The sequence below is a fragment of the Pokkaliibacter sp. CJK22405 genome, from assembly GCF_046614695.1.
Taxonomy (GTDB): Bacteria; Pseudomonadota; Gammaproteobacteria; order Pseudomonadales; family Balneatricaceae; genus Pokkaliibacter.
Map to the genome: position 1 here is coordinate 162,763 of NZ_JBKKHQ010000013.1, position 18,881 is coordinate 181,643.

General features: G+C 58.4%; 18 protein-coding genes. 7 read left to right on the forward strand and 11 right to left on the reverse strand.

All coding sequences use genetic code 11. From position 1 onward, the window contains the following. Nucleotides 1-453 precede the first annotated feature (453 nt). Entirely contained in the window at nucleotides 454-819 is a 366-nt protein-coding gene (locus ACKC9G_RS09610; RefSeq protein WP_411404732.1) for an NADH-quinone oxidoreductase subunit A, read from the reverse strand. Between the two features lie 492 nt (nucleotides 820-1,311). On the opposite strand from ACKC9G_RS09610, the gene ACKC9G_RS09615 reads away from it, so the two are divergent. Next, entirely contained in the window at nucleotides 1,312-2,259 is a 948-nt protein-coding gene (locus ACKC9G_RS09615; RefSeq protein ID WP_411404733.1) for a nucleoside hydrolase, read from the forward strand. A gap of 62 nt (nucleotides 2,260-2,321) precedes the next feature. Here ACKC9G_RS09615 and ACKC9G_RS09620 read toward each other — a convergent pair whose 3' ends face one another. After that, nucleotides 2,322-2,588 carry a hypothetical protein gene (locus ACKC9G_RS09620; RefSeq protein ID WP_411404734.1) on the reverse strand — a complete coding sequence of 89 codons (267 nt, stop codon included), beginning with the start codon at nucleotides 2,586-2,588 and terminating at the stop codon, nucleotides 2,322-2,324. Nucleotides 2,589-2,668: 80 nt separating this feature from the next. Further along, nucleotides 2,669-3,877 carry a CynX/NimT family MFS transporter gene (locus tag ACKC9G_RS09625; RefSeq protein WP_411404735.1) on the reverse strand — a complete coding sequence of 403 codons (1,209 nt, stop codon included), beginning with the start codon at nucleotides 3,875-3,877 and terminating at the stop codon, nucleotides 2,669-2,671. A 145-nt stretch (nucleotides 3,878-4,022) separates the two neighbouring features. On the opposite strand from ACKC9G_RS09625, the gene ACKC9G_RS09630 reads away from it, so the two are divergent. The 6 genes from ACKC9G_RS09630 (at nucleotide 4,023) to ACKC9G_RS09655 (ending at nucleotide 10,425) form a co-directional block, all read left to right on the forward strand. Then, nucleotides 4,023-4,715: a FadR/GntR family transcriptional regulator gene (locus tag ACKC9G_RS09630; RefSeq protein ID WP_411404736.1), complete on the forward strand. Its 693-nt coding sequence runs from the start codon at nucleotides 4,023-4,025 to the stop codon at nucleotides 4,713-4,715. Nucleotides 4,716-4,844: 129 nt separating this feature from the next. Continuing rightward, on the forward strand, nucleotides 4,845-5,921 hold the full coding sequence (locus ACKC9G_RS09635; RefSeq protein WP_411404737.1) for an AbrB family transcriptional regulator: 1,077 nt from the start codon (nucleotides 4,845-4,847) through the stop codon (nucleotides 5,919-5,921). Between the two features lie 517 nt (nucleotides 5,922-6,438). Next, nucleotides 6,439-7,419, forward strand: a complete 981-nt coding sequence (locus ACKC9G_RS09640; protein ID WP_411404738.1) for an ABC transporter substrate-binding protein — start codon at nucleotides 6,439-6,441, stop codon at nucleotides 7,417-7,419. Between the two features lie 78 nt (nucleotides 7,420-7,497). Beyond that, the gene (locus ACKC9G_RS09645) at nucleotides 7,498-8,697 is read left to right on the forward strand and encodes an ABC transporter permease (RefSeq protein ID WP_411404739.1); all 1,200 of its coding nucleotides are present in this window, start codon (nucleotides 7,498-7,500) and stop codon (nucleotides 8,695-8,697) included. Continuing rightward, nucleotides 8,694-9,662 (forward strand): ABC transporter ATP-binding protein, encoded by a 969-nt coding sequence (locus ACKC9G_RS09650; RefSeq protein ID WP_411404740.1) that lies wholly within the window; start codon nucleotides 8,694-8,696, stop codon nucleotides 9,660-9,662. The genes ACKC9G_RS09645 and ACKC9G_RS09650 overlap by 4 nt, the downstream gene beginning before the upstream one ends. Then, on the forward strand, nucleotides 9,649-10,425 hold the full coding sequence (locus ACKC9G_RS09655) for an ABC transporter permease (protein WP_411404741.1): 777 nt from the start codon (nucleotides 9,649-9,651) through the stop codon (nucleotides 10,423-10,425). Before ACKC9G_RS09650 ends, ACKC9G_RS09655 begins: the two co-directional genes overlap by 14 nt. A 28-nt stretch (nucleotides 10,426-10,453) precedes the next feature. Here ACKC9G_RS09655 and ACKC9G_RS09660 read toward each other — a convergent pair whose 3' ends face one another. Genes ACKC9G_RS09660 through ACKC9G_RS09695 form a run of 8 tightly spaced genes read right to left on the reverse strand, consistent with a single transcriptional unit; the run spans nucleotide 10,454 to nucleotide 18,852 of the window. Continuing rightward, entirely contained in the window at nucleotides 10,454-12,169 is a 1,716-nt protein-coding gene (locus ACKC9G_RS09660; RefSeq protein ID WP_411404742.1) for a pilus assembly protein TadG-related protein, read from the reverse strand. Nucleotides 12,170-12,175: 6 nt separating this feature from the next. Continuing rightward, the gene (locus tag ACKC9G_RS09665) at nucleotides 12,176-12,562 is read right to left on the reverse strand and encodes a DUF3613 domain-containing protein (protein ID WP_411404743.1); all 387 of its coding nucleotides are present in this window, start codon (nucleotides 12,560-12,562) and stop codon (nucleotides 12,176-12,178) included. A 46-nt stretch (nucleotides 12,563-12,608) separates the two neighbouring features. After that, nucleotides 12,609-13,361, reverse strand: coding sequence for a tetratricopeptide repeat protein (locus ACKC9G_RS09670; RefSeq protein ID WP_411404744.1), 753 nt, complete (start codon nucleotides 13,359-13,361; stop codon nucleotides 12,609-12,611). Between the two features lie 42 nt (nucleotides 13,362-13,403). Beyond that, nucleotides 13,404-14,309, reverse strand: a complete 906-nt coding sequence (locus ACKC9G_RS09675) for a type II secretion system F family protein (protein ID WP_411404745.1) — start codon at nucleotides 14,307-14,309, stop codon at nucleotides 13,404-13,406. A gap of 34 nt (nucleotides 14,310-14,343) precedes the next feature. Beyond that, nucleotides 14,344-15,189, reverse strand: a complete 846-nt coding sequence (locus ACKC9G_RS09680) for a type II secretion system F family protein (protein WP_411404746.1) — start codon at nucleotides 15,187-15,189, stop codon at nucleotides 14,344-14,346. Next, nucleotides 15,186-16,493, reverse strand: coding sequence for a CpaF family protein (locus tag ACKC9G_RS09685; RefSeq protein ID WP_411404747.1), 1,308 nt, complete (start codon nucleotides 16,491-16,493; stop codon nucleotides 15,186-15,188). The genes ACKC9G_RS09680 and ACKC9G_RS09685 overlap by 4 nt, the downstream gene beginning before the upstream one ends. Then, nucleotides 16,466-17,557 (reverse strand): CpaE family protein, encoded by a 1,092-nt coding sequence (locus ACKC9G_RS09690; protein WP_411404748.1) that lies wholly within the window; start codon nucleotides 17,555-17,557, stop codon nucleotides 16,466-16,468. Before ACKC9G_RS09690 ends, ACKC9G_RS09685 begins: the two co-directional genes overlap by 28 nt. After that, on the reverse strand, nucleotides 17,554-18,852 hold the full coding sequence (locus ACKC9G_RS09695; protein WP_411404749.1) for a type II and III secretion system protein family protein: 1,299 nt from the start codon (nucleotides 18,850-18,852) through the stop codon (nucleotides 17,554-17,556). The genes ACKC9G_RS09690 and ACKC9G_RS09695 overlap by 4 nt, the downstream gene beginning before the upstream one ends. Between the last annotated feature and the right edge of the window lie 29 nt (nucleotides 18,853-18,881).

The window sequence follows — 18,881 nt, forward strand, 5'->3', positions numbered from 1 at the left end:
GATCGAGCTGCTGAACGGGGATGTTGCTCATAGCATTGACCTCCTGATAGGACGTCAAGCACCTGAAGAAACCGACACGAAGGCCAAGAAGTCACTGAACAACAGAGACTGCAGGCGGGAATGATTCCGGTCGGACTGTCTTACAGCCACGGCATACCCGCAGAAACCCCTGCATCCCAGACGGACAGCAATACTCACATGGAAGATAAAAAGACGGCGTCGACCGACACAGAACAGCACGGTAACAGCAGGCAAGCCAGCAGCATTACAACAACAGGTCTGAAGACTCGACTCTTCAGACCACAGTAACGGCTACGGACAGACCACAGCGTAGTTCACGATTCAGCGCGGAGACTTATGTCCCGTCATTATTATCCGGCATGTTGAGCATGACCGGTCATCGCCTGGCGATGGTCATCAGAGGTTATTCAGGCAGGACCGTCGCAGGTGACATTACGTCCTAAAATTGAATGAACCTTTACGAATCATGTAGACCAGCCCCAGCAGCAGGATGACCATGAAGGTCACAGCGGCTATCACACCAGGGAGTCCGAGGGACCAGTAGCTCACAGCCCAGGCCCAGAGAATGGCGGCTTCCAGTTCGAAGATCAGGAAGGCAGCGGCGATCAGGTAGTAACTGATGGCAAAGTGATGCTGGGTGTCGCCGGAGGGAAGCAGTCCGCTTTCAAACGGCTGTTCGTTGTCATGACGACGGTGAAAGTTGCCCAAAAAGCGGTTGAGCGCCAGCATAGCGATAACGATTACGGTGGTCAGCAGGGCAAAAAGACCAATGATGACACCGGGGGAAAAATCGCTCATAACCACTCCAGATACTGCCGGATCCCCGGAACGGCCTTCAGAGAAGAAGGCGTGGAGACAAAGCAGAGAACACAGATAACTTTATAATATTTGTAGCCGACTCCACGTCTTTGCTGGCTGATCACAACAAAGCGAATGTTGGTACGAGTCAAGGCGCCGAAAGATTAGCATAGCTATTGTTGCAGCAAAGAGTGTAGGCATGTATTTGCTAGGTTGCCCAACAAAAGCCTGCATGCAATCGCATTTACAGCAATTTGCTACCAAAAGTGCACGCTTTTTGAAAAGGAAAGGCAGCCGCGCTCATAAAAATCACTGCTGGCGGCATTGGGTATTTGCCAAATGCCGACTTATGGCACAGATTTAGGCAGGCCCGAGATACGGGCTATAACACCCATGCGCTCGCCCTGCTCAGGATATTCTGAGCCACTGCTGTCTAAAACAGCCAGGAGCGCACACCCCATCTGGCATTCGCCCCCCGACACAGAGGCCCCTATGACGCGCAAGATCATCATTGATACCGACCCCGGCATAGACGATGCGATGGCAATTCTTTTTGCCCTCCATTCTCCGGAGCTGGAGGTCGTAGGGTTAACGACGACTTACGGCAATGTCGCTGTCAGTCAGTCGACACAAAATGCCCTGTCACTGGTGGAATTGGCTGGCAGGAATGTGCCCGTCGCCCAGGGAGTTGCCTTGCCCCGCGTGCGTGAGCCCGGAGATTTCCCGGACTTTATTCATGGTAAGAATGGCTTTGGCGATGTGGAATGGCCTGCACCCAAGGGCAAGCCCGACAGTCGCGATGCAGCCCAGTTCATTATTGACCTGGTCCGGGAAAACCCGGGTGAAGTCAGCCTGATTGCTCTTGGCCCCTTAGGCAATCTGGCCGAAGCACTGGCGCGCGATCCGGAAATTGCGCATCTGGTCGATGAAGTCATTCTGATGGGCGGCACCTGGAAAGAACCCGGCAATGTCTCCCCGGTGGCAGAGGCCAACGTCATTAATGATCCGCATGCGGCCGATGCCGTGTTTACGGCGCCCTGGCAGGTCGTGATGATCGGCCTGGATGTCACGCATCAGGTATTGCTTACCAATGAAAGACTGGCGCGCATTCGTGCGGCCAATCCGAAAGAAGGGAGCTTCCTGTACGATATCGCCCAGCTCTACATTAGCTTTTACAGCAAGACCCACCCGGTCGAAGGCTGCTATTTCCACGATGCCAGCTGCATTGCCTATGCACTGGAGCCCGACATTTTCCAGATTGCCCGTGGCGCTGTCCGTGTGGCGACAGAAGGCCTTGGCATCGGTCAGACGATTATTTGCATGGAAGGCCGCTTCTCGCCCCTGCCCGGCTGGGAAAATATCCCCATGTCGGATATCTGCGTCGATGTCGATGATGAGCGGTTACTGAATCTCTTTGAAGAACGCCTCAGCGCCGCCTGAGTATCTTCTGTGTGAATGACCTCTATCGCCCGGTGCCCACCGGGCGATCAAACAGGCACTCATCAGGTCTGAAAAAGAAACGCCTCATCCAGCGCAAAGCCCACTCCCAGATAAATCGGCCCCAGCAGCAAAGCCACCACATTCCTGAGCGCTGACAGCCATTGGGCTCTGCAGAGTGTCCACAGCAACATCACCCCATTGAGCAGCCATACCAGCATATGTGCTATGCAGCAGACACCCTCTACCCTCAGCAGTGCCAGTGAAGGCTCCGCCAGCAGCCGGCCATTCAGGGTACAGAGCCCAATAAACACCAAACCGGTGGCCAGCAATAAATAATGATGAGTTTTCAGGGCACGATTCTCCTTGTGCTAATAACATCCTTGTAACAGCAATGCTTCCAAGCGCGACGTTAACGCACCTCGACCCACTGTGCCTTCCCGCAGATCACCCCCGCCACCATCTGCACGGCCAGCGCAACAAAAAGCAGAGCAAAGGCCAGCGTCCAGCCGCCTGTCATGTCGTGGAAGATGCCGAATAGCAGCGGCCCAAAGGCAGCCAGTCCATAGCCAAAACTCTGGGACATGCTGGAGAGCAATGCGCTGTGGTGCACTTCCCTGGCCCGCAGAATCATACAGACAAACGCCAGACTGAGACTGGCGCCCTGCCCCATGCCGATCAGCGCTCCCCACAGCCAGACGCCCTGCTGTGGAGAAAGAATCGCCCCGATCATACCGGCACCAATCAGGCTACAGGCCAGAATGGCCATACCGCTTTGCTGACGCAGGCGCGTCGCAATCTGCGGCACGATAAAGCCGACCGGAATAGTGACGGCATTGATGACCGTCAGTACCTGCGCCGCATCATGATCAGTCAGACCACGGCTGATCAGATACTGCGACAGCCATGCCTGAATCGTGTAGAAGCTCAGGGACTGACAGCCCATAAAGAGTGTCAGCGCCCAGGCAATGCGGCTTTTCATGACGCTGCGAAGCGCCAGACGCGCCGCGCTATTCACCTGATGGGGCGCCAGACCACGCAGTGCCAGCAGCCATACCACCAGACTGATCATTCCCATCACTGCCCAGATCAGCATTGGCCCACGCCAGGTCTGGGTAAGATTCATCACCGGGATAGCAGTCAGGGTCGCCAGTGTCGCTCCCAGACCGATGGTGACACTATAAAGGCCCATCACGGCGCCCACTTTGGAGGGCCAGTATTGTTTAATGAAAGTCGGCATGTAGACGTTACCGCAGGCGATGCCCGCCCCGATAAACACGGTGCCCAGTAGCAAACTCAGGGTGTCTCCATTGGCGCGCAGGATCGCACCGGTCATCACCAGCATGAGCGCCAGACTCATGGCCCGCTCAAGGCCAACTCGGGCAGCATGGCCGGGCGCCAGTGGCGAAATCAGCGCAAAGCAGATCACCGGAATGGTGGTGAGAATGCTGATCAGCGTCGGGCGTAACTGCAGTTGCAGCATCAGGCTGTCGACCAGCGGCCCGACCACCAGGATGGGAGCACGCAGGTTAAAGGCGACAAGGATAAAACCCAGCCACCAGAGCAAAGCGACCCGCGCCTGACCCTCATTCGCAGGGGAAAGCATTCCATTGGCAGACATGCACAGATTCCTGGCAGAAAAATTCGTAGGATGAAAACGATTTCTTTTTTAGAATGGGAAGCATTCTAACAAAAACCTCTGAATATTTTTTATCCTTCAGGATAAAAAGCCATAACAGAGGCTGAAATTTAAGAGAGTGAAGACCATGGCGCTATCCAAATACCAGCGTACCCGGAACGCCTTACTGGAAGCCTTACGTCGTGGCGAGTGGAAACCCGGCGATCTGCTCCCCACCGAGCCCCAGCTAATGGCCCGCTTTAATGTCGGCCGCAATACCCTGCGCGAAGCCATCCGCACACTGGTGGCCGAGGGTTTGCTGCGTGTGGTTCAAGGCTCAGGCACCTACGTTCGTGATCTGCCCAATGATAAGGACTGTCCGGATATCGTGCCGCTTCGAACCTTGTCCGAGGTGCTGATTCTGCGCCGGGCCATAGAGGTTGAAGCCGCTGAACAGGCCGCTCTGCACCGCACTGATAAAGACATCAAGCTGATTTATGCCTGCTCAGAGGAGCACAAACAGGCGCTGGCCGAAGCGGATGCCGTCAAGGTGCTGGAGACGGATCTGCAATTTCATAAGGCCATTATTGATGCCGGAAAATCTCCTGCACTTGCTTATCTCTATCAGGTGATTGAAAAAAGAATACGTGATACTATCCGCCCCATGTTGCACCTGGCTTACACCGCTGAAGGCGGTTTTATGCATCAGGCGCTGATGGATGCGGTAGTTTCTCAGCGACCCGATGAAGCCGTGCAAGTGACGCGCGAGCATTTCAACGGTCTCTTTCGCATGCTGAAAGCCGGAGAAATTGAAGAGCAGTATCTGGAAACAGAGCGCTGATTCTCCACGCCAACGACTGAAGCCGATTCAGGGCGCGCGTCGAGGGTGAATGTCAGAGGTGACATTTGCTGGTCTGACCATCGCAGCCGCGATCCAAAGGGTCGTTTCTGCCAGCGCCCGGAGTTGAACGTGTCGCCCCTACCCGCCCCCTGGCTATCTCGTCTCGATAAGCGCCTGCAATGGCCGCTGCTGATTCTCTGCGCCGGCGCTGCTGGCTCCCTGCTGGGTCACCTGGCGATGCCTGCGGCCCACTTTCTTGGCCCTATGCTGATTGCGATCACCTTTGGCGTAGCCGGTGCGACCATTCGTCTGCCGCGAATCGGCTTTCGTCTGGGTCAGGGCTGTGTGGGCGTGATGGTGGCCCATGCCATGACGCTGGCTGTGTTCCAGACACTGATTGCCAACTGGCCGGCGATGCTTGCAGCCACCATGATGACCGTTATTTTCAGCGCGCTGGTGGGCTCGATTCTGGTGCGCTACAGCCGCCTGCCCGGCAGTACTGCAGTGTGGGGCACCAGTCCGGGCGCCGCTGCCGCCATGACGGCGATGGCTGAAGACTACGGCGCCGATCCCCGTATTGTGGCAACCATGCAATATGTTCGCGTGGTCTGTGTGGTGGTCACGGCTTCTTTGGTCAGCCGCTGGCTGAGCGATTATCACGGCGTTGCTGCTACTCCTCAGGACAGCTTCTCCCTGAGTGACATGCACTTCTGGCCCTTTGCCATCAGCCTCGCCATCGTCATTGTCGGCGTGGGGATCAGCGGCAGGATTCCAGCGGGCGCCCTGCTGGTGCCCCTGATGATTGCCACCGCGTTACAGCTGAGCGGCGTGCTTGAGGTCTATTTGCCGGACTGGTTGCTGGTCATCGCCTACGGCATGCTCGGCACCTATGTCGGTCTTCGTTTTGACCGCCAGACCGTGCGTATGGTCGTCGCCAGCGTGCCGGTGATGATCACCAGTGCCATGGTGCTGATTGCCCTTTGTGCGATTTCCGCCTGGTTTCTGGCGAGCTTCCTGCACACCGACTTTATCTCGGCCTTCCTTGCCACCAGCCCCGGCGGTTTGGACTCCCTCGCGATTATCGCGGTGGATATCAAGGCCGATGCCGGTCTGGTACTGGCACTGCAGACATTGCGCCTGTTCTTTGTGATTCTGACCGGTCCCTGGCTCGCGAAGAAAATGCTGCGCCTGGTGCGCACTGCCTAAGGCCAGGAAAGCAGGAACTGCCTGAGCCGCGCACTCTGGCAGTTCGCCATTCTTATCACCTCCCTGATTCCCGGCCACTTCACCCCGCTTTCACCCCCTCAAAACCAGAAACATTTTTGCTTTCATCGCCTTGTTTGCCGCCATGCCTCATCCCATAAACACATCTGATCTCTCGGAAACAGCGCGGATCAAGCAACAACACCCAGCCATGTGAGCCGAAATACGCTAAACAGCGTACAAGGCCATAGCATTCTGATCGCAGCAGATCAGCAGACAGGATGAGCAAAGGGGTTTGTTGCACGGAACAGATGTGTACGGAACATTCAAACGGGATTGTTTTGTGGACGTCACCAATCCTCTGTGTTTCCCTGAAATAACGTTTCTATTCGGACGCAATGAACGCGGCGGTGCCAGGTAGTGGTATCGCGGCAGCACCGGCCAAGACGCTGTCGGTGCAATGTGGCAACCCGAGAGATGCTGTCCCCAAAGAAGTTTCACTGACATTAAAGGATGAGTTATGGCTTCCCAAGGTGCTTTCACTGCCACAGTGGCAAAACTGATTTCCCGCCGTCGTGCCCTGCGCACGCTGGCTGCCGGCGCGCTCTTGGGCTTGGGCGTTGCCGCGCTTCCCTCCTTTGCTTCCGCTGCCGATAAAGAGCCGGTCGTGGTTGCCTCCAAAATTGATGGCGAAGGCGCGCTGCTGGGTAACATCCTGCTGCTGATGTTTGAAAAAGGCGGCATTCCGACCGTGAACAAGGTACAGATGGGTGCCACCAAAGTGGTTCGGGAAGCCCTGCTGGCCGGTGAAATCGGCATTTATCCTGAATACACCGGAAACGGTGCTTTTATGCTGAGCGATGTCGGCAACCCCGCCTGGAAAAACTGGGAGCAGGGTTACGAGCGCGTCAAAAAACTTGATGCCGAGAAAAACCATCTGGTCTGGCTGGAACCCGCCCCAGCCAACAACACCTGGGCCATTGCCGTGCGCAATGACCTGGCCGAGAAGTACAAACTCAGCTCTCTGAAGGATCTGGGTCCGGCACTTAAAGACGGCATGCCTTTCAAAATTGCCGCCGGTGCCGAATTCGTTGAGCGTGAGGATGCGCTGCCCAGTTTCGAAAAAACCTACAGCTTTGACCTGAATCAGGACCAGATCCTGTCCTTCCCCGGCAATAACACTGCCGTGTTCCTGAAAGCCGCCGCCGAGCAAAACTCAGGGGTAAATGCTGCTGTGGTCTACGGCACCGATGGCGCAGTAGCGTCTCTGGGTCTCACGGTACTGAACGACCCGGAAGGAGCGCAGCCGGTGTATGCGCCAGCGCCTGTGGTGCGTGAAGCGGTGCTGAAAGCCTATCCACAGATTCCTGAACTGCTGAATCCGGTATTTAAAACCCTGGATACCAAAACCCTTCAGGAGCTGAACGGCGAAGTGGCCATCAACGGAATGGACCCCAAAGTCGTCGCACGTGATTACCTGAAAGCTCAGGGTTTCCTGTAACGCCTACAGGCGGGCAAGTCGCTCAGTGACTGAATCTGGGCGACTTGCCGAGGTAGCCGCGCGCCGAGGATCACGTCGTTGAAAATCGCTCACCCCGTTCAGCCCACCCTGTGGCTGGCTATTCTGGTGTTGGGAAGCATCATGCCTCTGATGGGCGTGGCTCCTAACCGTATTCTGACGCCCAAGGGCGAATACCTCCTTTCCCTGCTTGACCGGCCACTGGTGCTGCTGCCGCTCTTTAGCATTGTGCTGATGCTGCCGCTCTTTATCGGCCAGAACGCCCTGCGTGCCCGGCAAGTGCTGCTGGTGCTGCTGTGCTGGGTCGCCTTTACCAGTCTGGCGCTGTTTGCCGGTCGCTTTGCCAGTGAATCGCTGGTCGATAACAAATATGCTCGCGTCTCCTTTGGCGGTGGTTTCTGGGCAGTCGCCCTGTTGTTATGGTTACTGGCGATGGATGCGCTGCAACGCCTGTTCAGTCAGAGCTGGCAACGCGCCGTACTGGCACTGCTGTTCCTCTGCCCGCTGATCGGTCTAGTCAGCGCTGACCGCTTCCATGACCTGTCACTGCTGATTGAATATCGCTCCAATCAGGAAGCCTTCGACAATGCCCTGGGCGAGCATCTGACCATTGTCGGCCTGACCCTGGCGCTGACGCTGGTGATGGGTCTGGCACTTGGCATTTTCAGTTACCGCCATCCGCGCTTTGGCCGTCCCTGCCTGAACCTGCTGAGTATTCTGCAAACCATTCCCTCCATTGCCCTGTTTGGCCTGCTGCTCGCGCCCCTGTCTGCACTGGCCAAGCAACTGCCCTGGCTTTCGGCTCTGGGTATCAGTGGTATCGGCATGGCGCCTGCGGTCATTGCCCTGTTGCTCTACTCCCTGCTGCCAATGGTGCGCGCCACGGTGACGGGTCTGGCACAGGTGCCTGCCCCCTTGCTCGAGGCTGCACGCGGTATGGGCATGACAGAACGCCAGAGCCTCTGGCAGGTGCAGCTCAGGCTCGCCTTGCCGGTGATTCTTTCCGGCCTTCGCGTGACCACCGTGCAGGCTATCGGCCTGACCATGGTGGCGGCGCTGATTGGCGCGGGAGGCTTTGGCTCGCTGATGTTCCGGGGCCTTTCGGCCAGCGCGCTGGACCTGATCCTGCTGGGCGTCATCCCCGTCGTCGCACTGGCGGCCCTCGCCGATACGCTCTTTAAAGTGCTGGTGCAGTTCACCCAGCCAGATACCCGTTCCACCTCGACAGACAACCTGCCCGCCGGGGGAGAAACCGCATGATCCGCTTTGAGAACATCACCAAGCGCTACAACGGGCGTGCCGTGATCGAAAACCTGTCGCTGGAGCTGGAGCGCGGCAAGATCACCGTGATTATCGGCTCCTCGGGTTCCGGTAAGTCGACGACCCTGAAAATGATCAACCGGCTCGAAGGCCACGATGCCGGGCGTATCCTCTTTGATGGCGAGGAAATCGCCAGCTTCAAACCGGAGGAGCTGCGCCGCCGCATGGGCTACGCCATCCAGTCCAACGGCCTGTTTCCGCACTGGACGGTCGCTGAGAACATCGCCACGGTGCCTCGCCTGTTGAAGTGGTCATCCTCGCGCATCAAGGAGCGCGTCGATGAGCTGCTGACAGTGCTGGATCTGAACCCGGCGCAGTTTCGGGACCGACTGCCGCACCAGCTCTCCGGCGGTCAGCAGCAGCGCGTCGGTGTTGCCCGCGCCATGGCCGCCGACCCGGAAATTCTGCTGATGGATGAGCCTTTCGGCGCGCTGGACCCTGTCACCCGCGCCAGTATGCAGGAAGAAGTGCGCCGCATTCATGCCCGCTACGGCAAAACCATTCTGGTGATCACCCATGATATTGATGAGGCGCTGTATCTGGCCGATCACCTGATCCTGATGGACAAGGGCGCCATTGTGCAGCAAGGCTCGCCACGGGAGATTCTGCATCGCCCTGCCAATGATTTTGTCCGCGACTTTATTGGCCGCAGCGATATTGGCCTGAAAATGCTGTCGCTGGACCGGGTAAAACCTTATGTCCGAGCCAATGAAGCCGCTGCCAGCGCGCCGGTCATCGCGGCCAATGCCAGCCTCAAGGAAGCGCTGTCCCGTTTTGTGGTTGAACAGGTGGACGTGCTGCGCGTGGAGGATGCTGATCAACAGCCCGTGGGAGCGCTGCACTTTACGGATCTGCTGAAAGTCGCAGCGCTGCAGGAGTCAGGAGCTGCCCATGACGCCCGCTGATACCCGGCCGGGTTCTCTGCTGCCACTGATCATCAGCGTCGTACTGCTGCTGGCCTTCACCTTCGGCATGAATGCGCTGGCGCCACTCTTCAGCGCCGGCTTTCCGCAGCTCGACCGCCCGGTTTATACCCAGGCGAGCTTCGCCAGTTTGCTCTGGTCGCACCTGCTACTGGTCGGCGGCTCGAGCCTGATTGCGATTGCCGTGGGCGTGAGTCTCGGAGTCTTTGTGACGCGCCGTGCCGGCAGTGATTTTCGCCCGACGGTGGAAACCCTGGTGGCGATGGGCCAGACCTTTCCTCCCGTGGCGGTGCTGGCCGTGGCGGCGCCATTGATCGGCATGGGTTCGACACCAGCACTGATCGCTCTGGTGCTGTACGGTTTGCTGCCGATCGTTCAGGGCACCATTGCCGGGCTCACGACCGTTCAGCCTTCAGTGTTGGAAGCCGCCAAAGGGCTGGGGATGACACCGCTACAACGGCTCCGGAAGATTGAGATGCCACTGGCACTGCCGGTGATTCTCTCCGGTGTGCGTACCTCAGTGACCATCAATATTGGTACTGCAGCTATTGCCTCGTCGGTGGGAGCCCAAACCCTGGGCACGCCGATTATCATTGGTCTGTCCGGCTTTAATACCGCCTACGTGATTCAGGGCGCCATCGTGGTGGGGTTATTGGCCATCGCCGTGGATCTGGCTTTCGAGCAACTGCAGCGTCGTTATGCCCGCACCCTGCAGGATGACGATCCCAGTCGCAGCGAGCCTTGAACAGTGAGGCTTTGCCGGTGGGTCAGCCTTACTGAATCAGCCCGCCCTGATCCACATCGACCGAAAGAATGGTCAGATCCGCATAGCTGGTGCTAATGCCCAGAACGCCCAGCAACGGGTCGACAATACCGCTGACCAGCGAGCCGATCAGCGTCCCGACCAGCGGCAGCAGCCCACTGGTCAGGGTCGATACCACGCTGGATATCACCGAACTTAAGAGTCCCGATCCCAGCAAATCCACCGACAACTCCAGGTCCAGCGTGCTCAGGGCGCCGCTGATGGAGTCTCCCAATGGCGCTGTGATCCGCTCGGTGTAAGGCAATGGCTGGTTCATCAGGGTAAGCGTGCCTTCCACAGGATCAGCGGGAGTGACATCGACATCCGCGGAAATATTCACCTCAATCGGCACGCTCACTCCCAAAGCAGAGAGTGCTGTTGCGCTAATGCTGACCGGTTGAGTAGGGTCATCACCGTCACCAATACTGACCGTCGCCAGCGAAGGCTGTACCGAAAAATCCATGTCGATACCCGAGGCCAGGGTACAGCCATCCACATCCAGCAGTTGCGCCGTGGCAGCACCGGCTTCCACATGCACGCCAATGGAGCTGGCATTCAGGCTGACAATACCGAGGTTAAGTCCGCCCGGCAGCAGCGTCGCCTTCACCGTCGTGTTTACCTGCGCGGTTTTTACCGTGGTGGCGAACTCATCTCCCGCGCGGGCCGGATAATAGCCAATCTTGTACTGGGGCGGCTCGATCACATCCATCACCACTTCCACGCCGACCAGACCCAGATCCACACCCAGCCCCGTCAGGCTGATGGCATTGCTCTGATTGGCTGCCAGCAGGGTCGCCAGCAGCAAGTCAAACGCATTGATATCCGTTTCCAGCACCGCCCTTGCCAGCGCGTCGGCAGGCTCACCGGCCTGGGTTGAGAGGGAAATGATATCGCCAAGAGCCAGATCCAGATCTCCCAGCGAGCCGCTGGCCACCACCTGATTAAGAAGGCTCACGGCGACGGCATTTTCATCATTACTGCCGAGCACATTGATCATGGCATCGGCCAGATCGAGCGCAGAGATATTGGTGCTGAGGATGCTATCAATATTGGCCAGGCTCAGATCGACACCGGTGTTATCACCCAACACGCCGAGTAACTGGCCTAGATTAACGCCGGTATCGACCAGTCCATCGTAGGACAGCAGGCTGAGATTGCCGCCAATAAGACCACTGAGCAGCGAGTTGGTCAGGTCGGCATCGAGCACACCGGAGCCCAGGCTGTAGCTGATACCGAGGCGCTTTTGCACCGTCGAATTCGCGGTGAGCTGGATATCATCGCCGATCAGCCCTCCCGCCAGCAGGCTGGCTGGCAGGGTGCGCGTCAGCGAGACACGTGCCGCCGACTGATCCATGGTGCTGGTGGTATCCAGCAGCCAGTGATTGTTATCGATATAAGCACTGCCATAGGCAAAGGTGGCGGTGCCATCAAAGCCATTGGCGGCGAGGTTATTGCGGGCTTTTTGCTCCAGCGCCGCGCGGTTATTGATGCCATCGATATAGCAAATGGAACGCGACATGGACAGGGCCGCGAGATCAGCCTGGGTCTGTAACTGTCGCTTGGCAAAGTAGAGCCGGCCGGTATCAATCGCCAGCGCCGCCAGCAATAACAGGCTGAGCAGCATCAGCACCATGGAGATACCGATGGCCCCGCGCTGCCGGGAAAGGAACGGCCGTTGCCGGTTCATGCTGGCCTAGTCAGACCCGAAGGTCTTTTCGATGTAGGTATCCGGAATCGGCAGCGCAAAGCTGTCCTCCATGCGCTTCTTGGCCTGAGTGGCGGCTTCCGGTGTTAGCTGATCCTGATAGTCACTGGCCATGGAGCCCTGACGCTGGAGTTGCAGCCAGTAGCGGGTTTGGCTGCCCATGGGCTGCACTGTCGACGATGGGGTCTGGCCCATTGCCTGCCCATTATCAAGCTGCGCCGTCATGGGGGTGCGTTCACGGGTACTGTTCATGGCGCTGGCATCATTGCCAGCGGCAACGCTTGCTGTACTGAACAGGCCCAACAGGCTCAGAGCCAGCGCACCGGTTATACCTCTGGCGTATCGCTGCCGCTGGGTCACTTCTGACTGTTTCATGATCGTTGTCCTCCCCACCCGTTGTGGGCATGGCGCCACTGTGGCCTCAACCGCCCTGGGTATTCATGGAAACACGCAGCGGCCGGAAGCGGTGGATCGCCTGCAGCATTGCGCTGCGATCCTCGGCGTTGTAATCAAAACGTTGCGCCAATGCACGAGCACCGGCGTCATCCTGTTGCTTCAGCAGCAAGAACCAGAGATTGCGCGCCGCTTCCCGGTGGTTGTTATCCAGCTCCAGCGCCGTCATCAACTGGCCCCGGGCAGCCGCATCCTGACCGGTCATCAGCAGCAGGAAACCGTAATCGTTGCGAAGATCCGCATCGGTCGGCAGCAGGCCGATGGCCTGATTCATCTGGCTCAGTGCCTGCGACACCTGACCTTTCCAGGCATCGACCAGACCCATGCCGTACAGCGCCTGCCCCTTGAGACAGGTCGAAGCCAGCCCCTCATACAGCGTGCCCGCCTCATCAAACTGGCCAAGCTTGCGCAGCAGGTTCGCCCGCACCAGCTGATAGGTCGGGATCTGCGTTTTCAGGGAATTCAGTCCGGCCAGCGCGGCATAGAGTCGGCCTTCGCGCTGCTGTTGCCGGGCGATGGAAAGCTTAAGCCCCAGAGCCGGGTCAATCGCTTCACCACACAGACCGAGCGACTGCGCCTTGGGTGTCGGGTTCTGCTGCTCGGCAATCTCTGCCCGATCCGGCGGCGTCCAGCCCTGCGCCTGCTCGGGCTGACCATTCCAGCAACCGGCCAGTAACAGCGTCAGTGCCGACAACGTCGCAATCCGATGCCACTGCATCATGGGAGAACCTCCTGATGTTGAGCGATAGCGCATGTCATAAGCCTAGGTGCCCATTTGCCCGAGCGCCCGAACCAGCGCCAGAAAACCCGGACCGGCCAGCACAATCAGCAAGGCCGGCAGCAGGCAGACCATCATCACCGCTGACATGCGCCCCGAGAGTTTACTGACTCGCTCCTGCAGCTCAGTGCGGCGCCGGTCAATCAGCAAATCATACAAATCCAGCAGATGCTGGCTCATACTGCCGCCGGTTTCCGACACCTGCACCAGCAGCATCAGAAAGTCCTGAAAGCCCTCGGCATCAATCAGCCAGAACACATCACCAATAGCCTCATCGCGGCTTTTACCGTTATCAATCTTGGACAGAATGGCCTGCAATTCGAGGCACACTTCCGGCGCCAGCGTCTGCAGCTCACGGGTGAGAATGCGCAGCATACTTTCCAGCGAAATGCCCACATCCCAGAGAATGCGGATCATCTGCAGCACCAGCAGCATCTCTTCCTCGATGCGGAACATGCGGTTTTTCACCCGCTGACGCAGCCAAACCAGCATGAGGTACGGCGTGGCCGCCACCGACAACACCACCAGCAAGGTTTCCTGCCGTGGAGTCAGATGAGTGAGCGTCACCGTCGCCACCGCACCACCGATGGTGCACAGCCAGATCAGCCCCAGCCAGCCCAGATAGATCACCTGTTGGCGGTTACTGATCTTGCCGGTACGGCGAAGCAGCAGGCCTAATTCTGCGAATATCTCCCGGCGACGGCTGGTACGCCGCCACATGGACTTACCATGATCCATCAGGCGGTTACGGATCACCTTCTGCACTGAGCGCTGCAGCCGCTGCTCGACCTGTTTGCGCTGACGCTGACGGTGGGCCAGCAGCAAAAGCCCGCCACAACCGGCCACCAGTACCAGACTGATCAGCATGAGCCATGCCTGATTCACTAACATTGCCCGGCTCCCGCCATCACCCGATCTCCTCTGCCTACACCGAGCGCAACATGCGCCAGAGGATGAACGAGCCAATCACCTGCAAACCGATGGCCGACAACAGCACGACCTGGCCGGTGCTATCGTTCCACAGGGAGAGAATGTATTTGCTGTTGGCCACCAGCATGTAGAGCGCCATCAGCACCGGCACCACGCCAAGAATGATGGCCGTCACGCGGGTTTCCCCGGTCAGTGCCCACAGCTCGCGGTGGGCTCGCTCACGTTGATGCAGCAGTTTGACCAGATGCTCCAGCGCCGAGCTGATACTGCCACCAAACTGGTAATGCACGCGCAGGATCGATGCCAGCAGATAAAACTCGTCCACGCCGGTTATCCGCGCCTTTAGCTCCATACAGTTGGGTAAGTCATCGCCCAGCTGCACACGGTGCAAGGCCTGACGCATCACATCCTGCAGCGGCACCTTGGCCTCCTCGACAGCACGCTCAAAAGCCTTGGTCACCGAGGTGCCAGTGCGTACCCGACGCGCCAGCTGGCTGATAAAGCCCGGCAGTTGTTCCAGAATCTGCCGACGCTGCCGCTCCCGCCGGATCTGGGCGATAACGACAATCACCAGCACCGCAACGACCATCACCCCGATGGCAGGCAGGTAACCCTGGGAGCGCCAGATCATCACGCAGGTAAGGATCAGTCCGAACAGAATCGCGGCGTCCAGCCAGAGGGCACGGGGCAAACCCAGCCCTGCCATCCAGTCCTGCAGGTTGGTAATGGTGGACTGGCGCACCTGTCTTGGGGTGGCAACGACCACGGGTTGATGCCGGCGCGCAGCGACCAGCAGTACGGCCGCACCGAGCATCATCAGCACTGCCGCGAGCAACATCATGTGGCTTTGCTCCCATTGAGTCGGCCAAGTAAACGCGCCGAGGGTTTATCCACTTCCTCGAAGGTTTCACGATCCATGTCGTAGCGGAAAATTTCCTGAATCCGGATCATGCCGTCGGCCACATCCAGCACCTCAACAATCTGCATGACGACGCGGCGACCGTTCGGCAGACGGCCAACGAACACCACCATGTCGAGGGCGGAAGAAATGATCTGCTTCACCAGCTGCTCGGTAGCATTAAAGCCCGAGAGCGCGACCATCAGCTCCAGTCGCATCAGCGCATCACGGGCGGAGTTGGCGTGCACCGTACTCATGGAGCCCTGGTGGCCGGTGTTCATGGCCTGCAGCATGTCGAGCACTTCGGCGCCACGACTCTCGCCGAGGATGATGCGGTCAGGTCGCATACGCAGGGCGTTTTTCACCAGCTCACGGGAAGTGACCTCGCCAATACCTTCGGCATTCGGTGGACGGGTTTCGAGGCGCACCACGTGACCGTGCATCAGCTGCAACTCAGCGGCATCCTCGATGGTGACGATACGCTCGCCGCTGCCGATGTTCTGGCTCAGGATGTTAAGCAAGGTGGTTTTACCGGAGCCGGTCGAACCGGCAATCAGCATGTTCATGCGGGTCTTGGCGCACTTGGCGATAAAGTCCTGCATCCCCATGGTGAGGCTGCCCTGACGCACCAGATACTCAGCAGTGAGGGCATCCTTTTTGAACTTACGCACTGACAGACACGGGCCATCAATGGCCAGCGGCGGAATGATGGCGTTGATACGGCTGCCATCCGGCAACCGGGCATCCACCATCGGGCTGGATTCATCAATACGGCGGCCAAGTGGCGCGATCATGCGGCGAATAACCCGTAAAACGTGCTGATCGTTAATAAAACGCAGGGGCATCCGCTCAAGTTTACCCTTGCGCTCCACATAGACCTGCCGGGCACCGTTAATGAGGATATCGTCCACTTCCGGGTCTTCGAGCAGGGTTTGCAGCGGGCCGTAGCCGACAATCTCATCGAGCAGTTCACCGACCAGCTTGCCGGCATCGGCCATGCCGCTGTCGATCTTGTGCTCCTTGAGGTAGGTCTGGACGTAACTCTGCACGTGGGCGCGCATCTCGTTGCGCTCCATCTCCACCAGCAGTTCGTCTTCCTCCAGCCGGTCGATGATAAAACGGTGCAGGCTGGCCTTGAGACTCAGGCGTGAGTCATCTTCCATCAGCTCCAGATTACGACTGGGCCAGTTTAATGAGCCTTGATCCGATGGCGTATTCATCAGGTTTTCACTCCCAGTTTCTGCCACCAGCGCTCTTGTCGGCGCAGCCCCAGCATCTCCTCCAGTGCATTGAGGTAAGCGGCAAATTCATTGTCCGGCGGCATCAGCCGACCGGCATTCAGGCTGGTGATAAACAACGGCGACCAGGGCAGCGTGCCGCGAAGCGGTAACGAGCTGATCTGCACGATGGTTTCCCGGTTCGGTAACACATCCTTGAAGAAGGGGCTGATCACCAGACTCACGGCGCCGGGCCGAATACCGCCGCTCAGCAGGTGCTCTCCCAGCTCCAGGGCAGCGGTAATACTGACGTTTTTCTGATCAGCCAGAATCCAGTGCTGATCGCACTGACTCGCCAACAGCTTCATCAGCCCTGAGGGCCCCATGCCGTTGACGTTGATAATCAGGTGATCGTAGTGGCTCTTCAGGCTCTCGATGCCCTTGCGCACGCCGTCCGCCGTCATGTGCCCAAGGTTGCCATCTGCTGGCATGGCAATCAGGTCGAGGTTATCCAGAGCACTTTGCCCGCGGCGGTCATGCCTGATCTGCTCAGGATTCAGCCCGCCCATGACCAGTTCGGTAAAGCTGTTCATCAGCGGCAAGTCGAGGTAGGAGGAGACATCGCCCTGAGGCATCGCCAGATCGAGAATCACCACCCGGCATTGCTGACGCTTGAGAATCCACCCGGCGGCGATACTCAAGAGCGCGGCATCCACATCATTGCGGCTGGAAAACAGTCCCAGCACTTTGGGCGGATAAGCCGGACGGATGTTGGTCAGAAAGCTCAGCTTGTCATCCATCTCGGCAATATCGACCAGATGCACCGCCGGGTTCAGGGCACGGTTATGCCAGGAGCCTTCCGGGGTCTGATCCAGCACCACCACCGGCCGCGGGACATAGCTCTCAAGCAAAGACTCAATCCGCGAGTCCGGCCACTGGGTCGCCACGATGACCAGTACGCGAGACTGTGCCCACTCATAGCTGGCCTCTACCTGCTCGATATCCTGCAGCCAGGTGATCTTGTGCTCGCTCGCCAGATGCCTGGTGACTTCCTCATGCCAGACGGGATCTGTGCAATACGCCAGTATCTTCATTGACTGCCCGCCTCTGAAAAGCCCATCCCGGACGGCATGGAGGTGCGATCACCGGGTTCCTCATCGAGAAACACCAGACGGAAAAACGAAGGCTGGAAGGTGCGGTACACCTCGCCCGGCAGCTCAGGCAACGGCGCGCGCCTGGCAAAAGGACGAACCAGATGCGGCGTCACCACCATCATCAGCTCTTTGTCATTGCTTTCGAACTGGGTTGAACGGAAGAAGGCGCCAATGATGGGCAGATCGCCCAGCAGCGGCAGCTTCTGGGCATTTTTCAGGGTATTACGGCTCACCAGACCACTGATGACAAAGCTTTCGCCATCACCGAGTTGCACCGTGGTATCCGTCCGTCGCACTTTGAGGGCGGGCACCGACACCCCGGAAGCCTGCAGGCCATCGAGAAAATCCAGCTCGCTCACTTCCGGCGCCACTTTCAGCAGGATGCGATCATCGTCCATCACTGTCGGCGTCAGGCTCAGGCGCACGCCGAATTCCTTGAAGTCGACGCTGATATCACCGTTGTTGTTACTTTTCGGGAAAGGAAACTCGCCACCCGCCAGGAAGAAAGCCTGCTGGCCGGACAGTGTCACCAGGCTCGGCTCTGCCAGCGTATAGGCATAACCGTTGGTGCTAAGGGCACTGATAGTCGCCAGCAGCCCACGGCTGGCGCTGCCGCCGATAATATTGAAGGCGCTGCTGTCCGAGAGAAAACCGGCGGAACTCTGCAGCGTGAAAGCGCCGCTGTCGCCAACATCCACGCCGGACAGTGCACCCTGACCAATCGCAAAGGTGGTGTTACCGGTATTTTTGCCGAAGAAGAAGCCCGCGGAATGCAGGGCATTTTTGCTCACTTCCACCACGCGGATATCCGTCTGCACCTGCACATTGCTGTGGGCAATGCCGGTCGGATAGACCTTGAGAGGGTACACCTCGGGATTATCCTTGCCGCGCTGCCAGATCTGCAGGGTGGTCTCCCCCGCCGCCTTACCGGTAATCAGCGCCTGCTCGCGGGTCACCAGACGAATACCCGCCAACGCAGGATTCCCCACCGCCAGACGAATAATGCCGCCGGGCAGGTTGAACGCCTGCTGACCACCCACCTTCACTTCCAGCACCGGCGCGCCAGCGGTCATCGCAGATTCAGCATGGCCAGACACCGGGGCAAAAAGACACAGGGGCATCAGCAGGGCCAGCCATGAACGCACCCCCGCCCGGCGACGCTGGACAAAGCGCCACACCGCCAGCAGTTGATGTAGCCAATCTGAGGTGAATCCCGAAGCAAATCCGATAGTCACGATCACCCTGCACTTCCTTTTCGTTACAT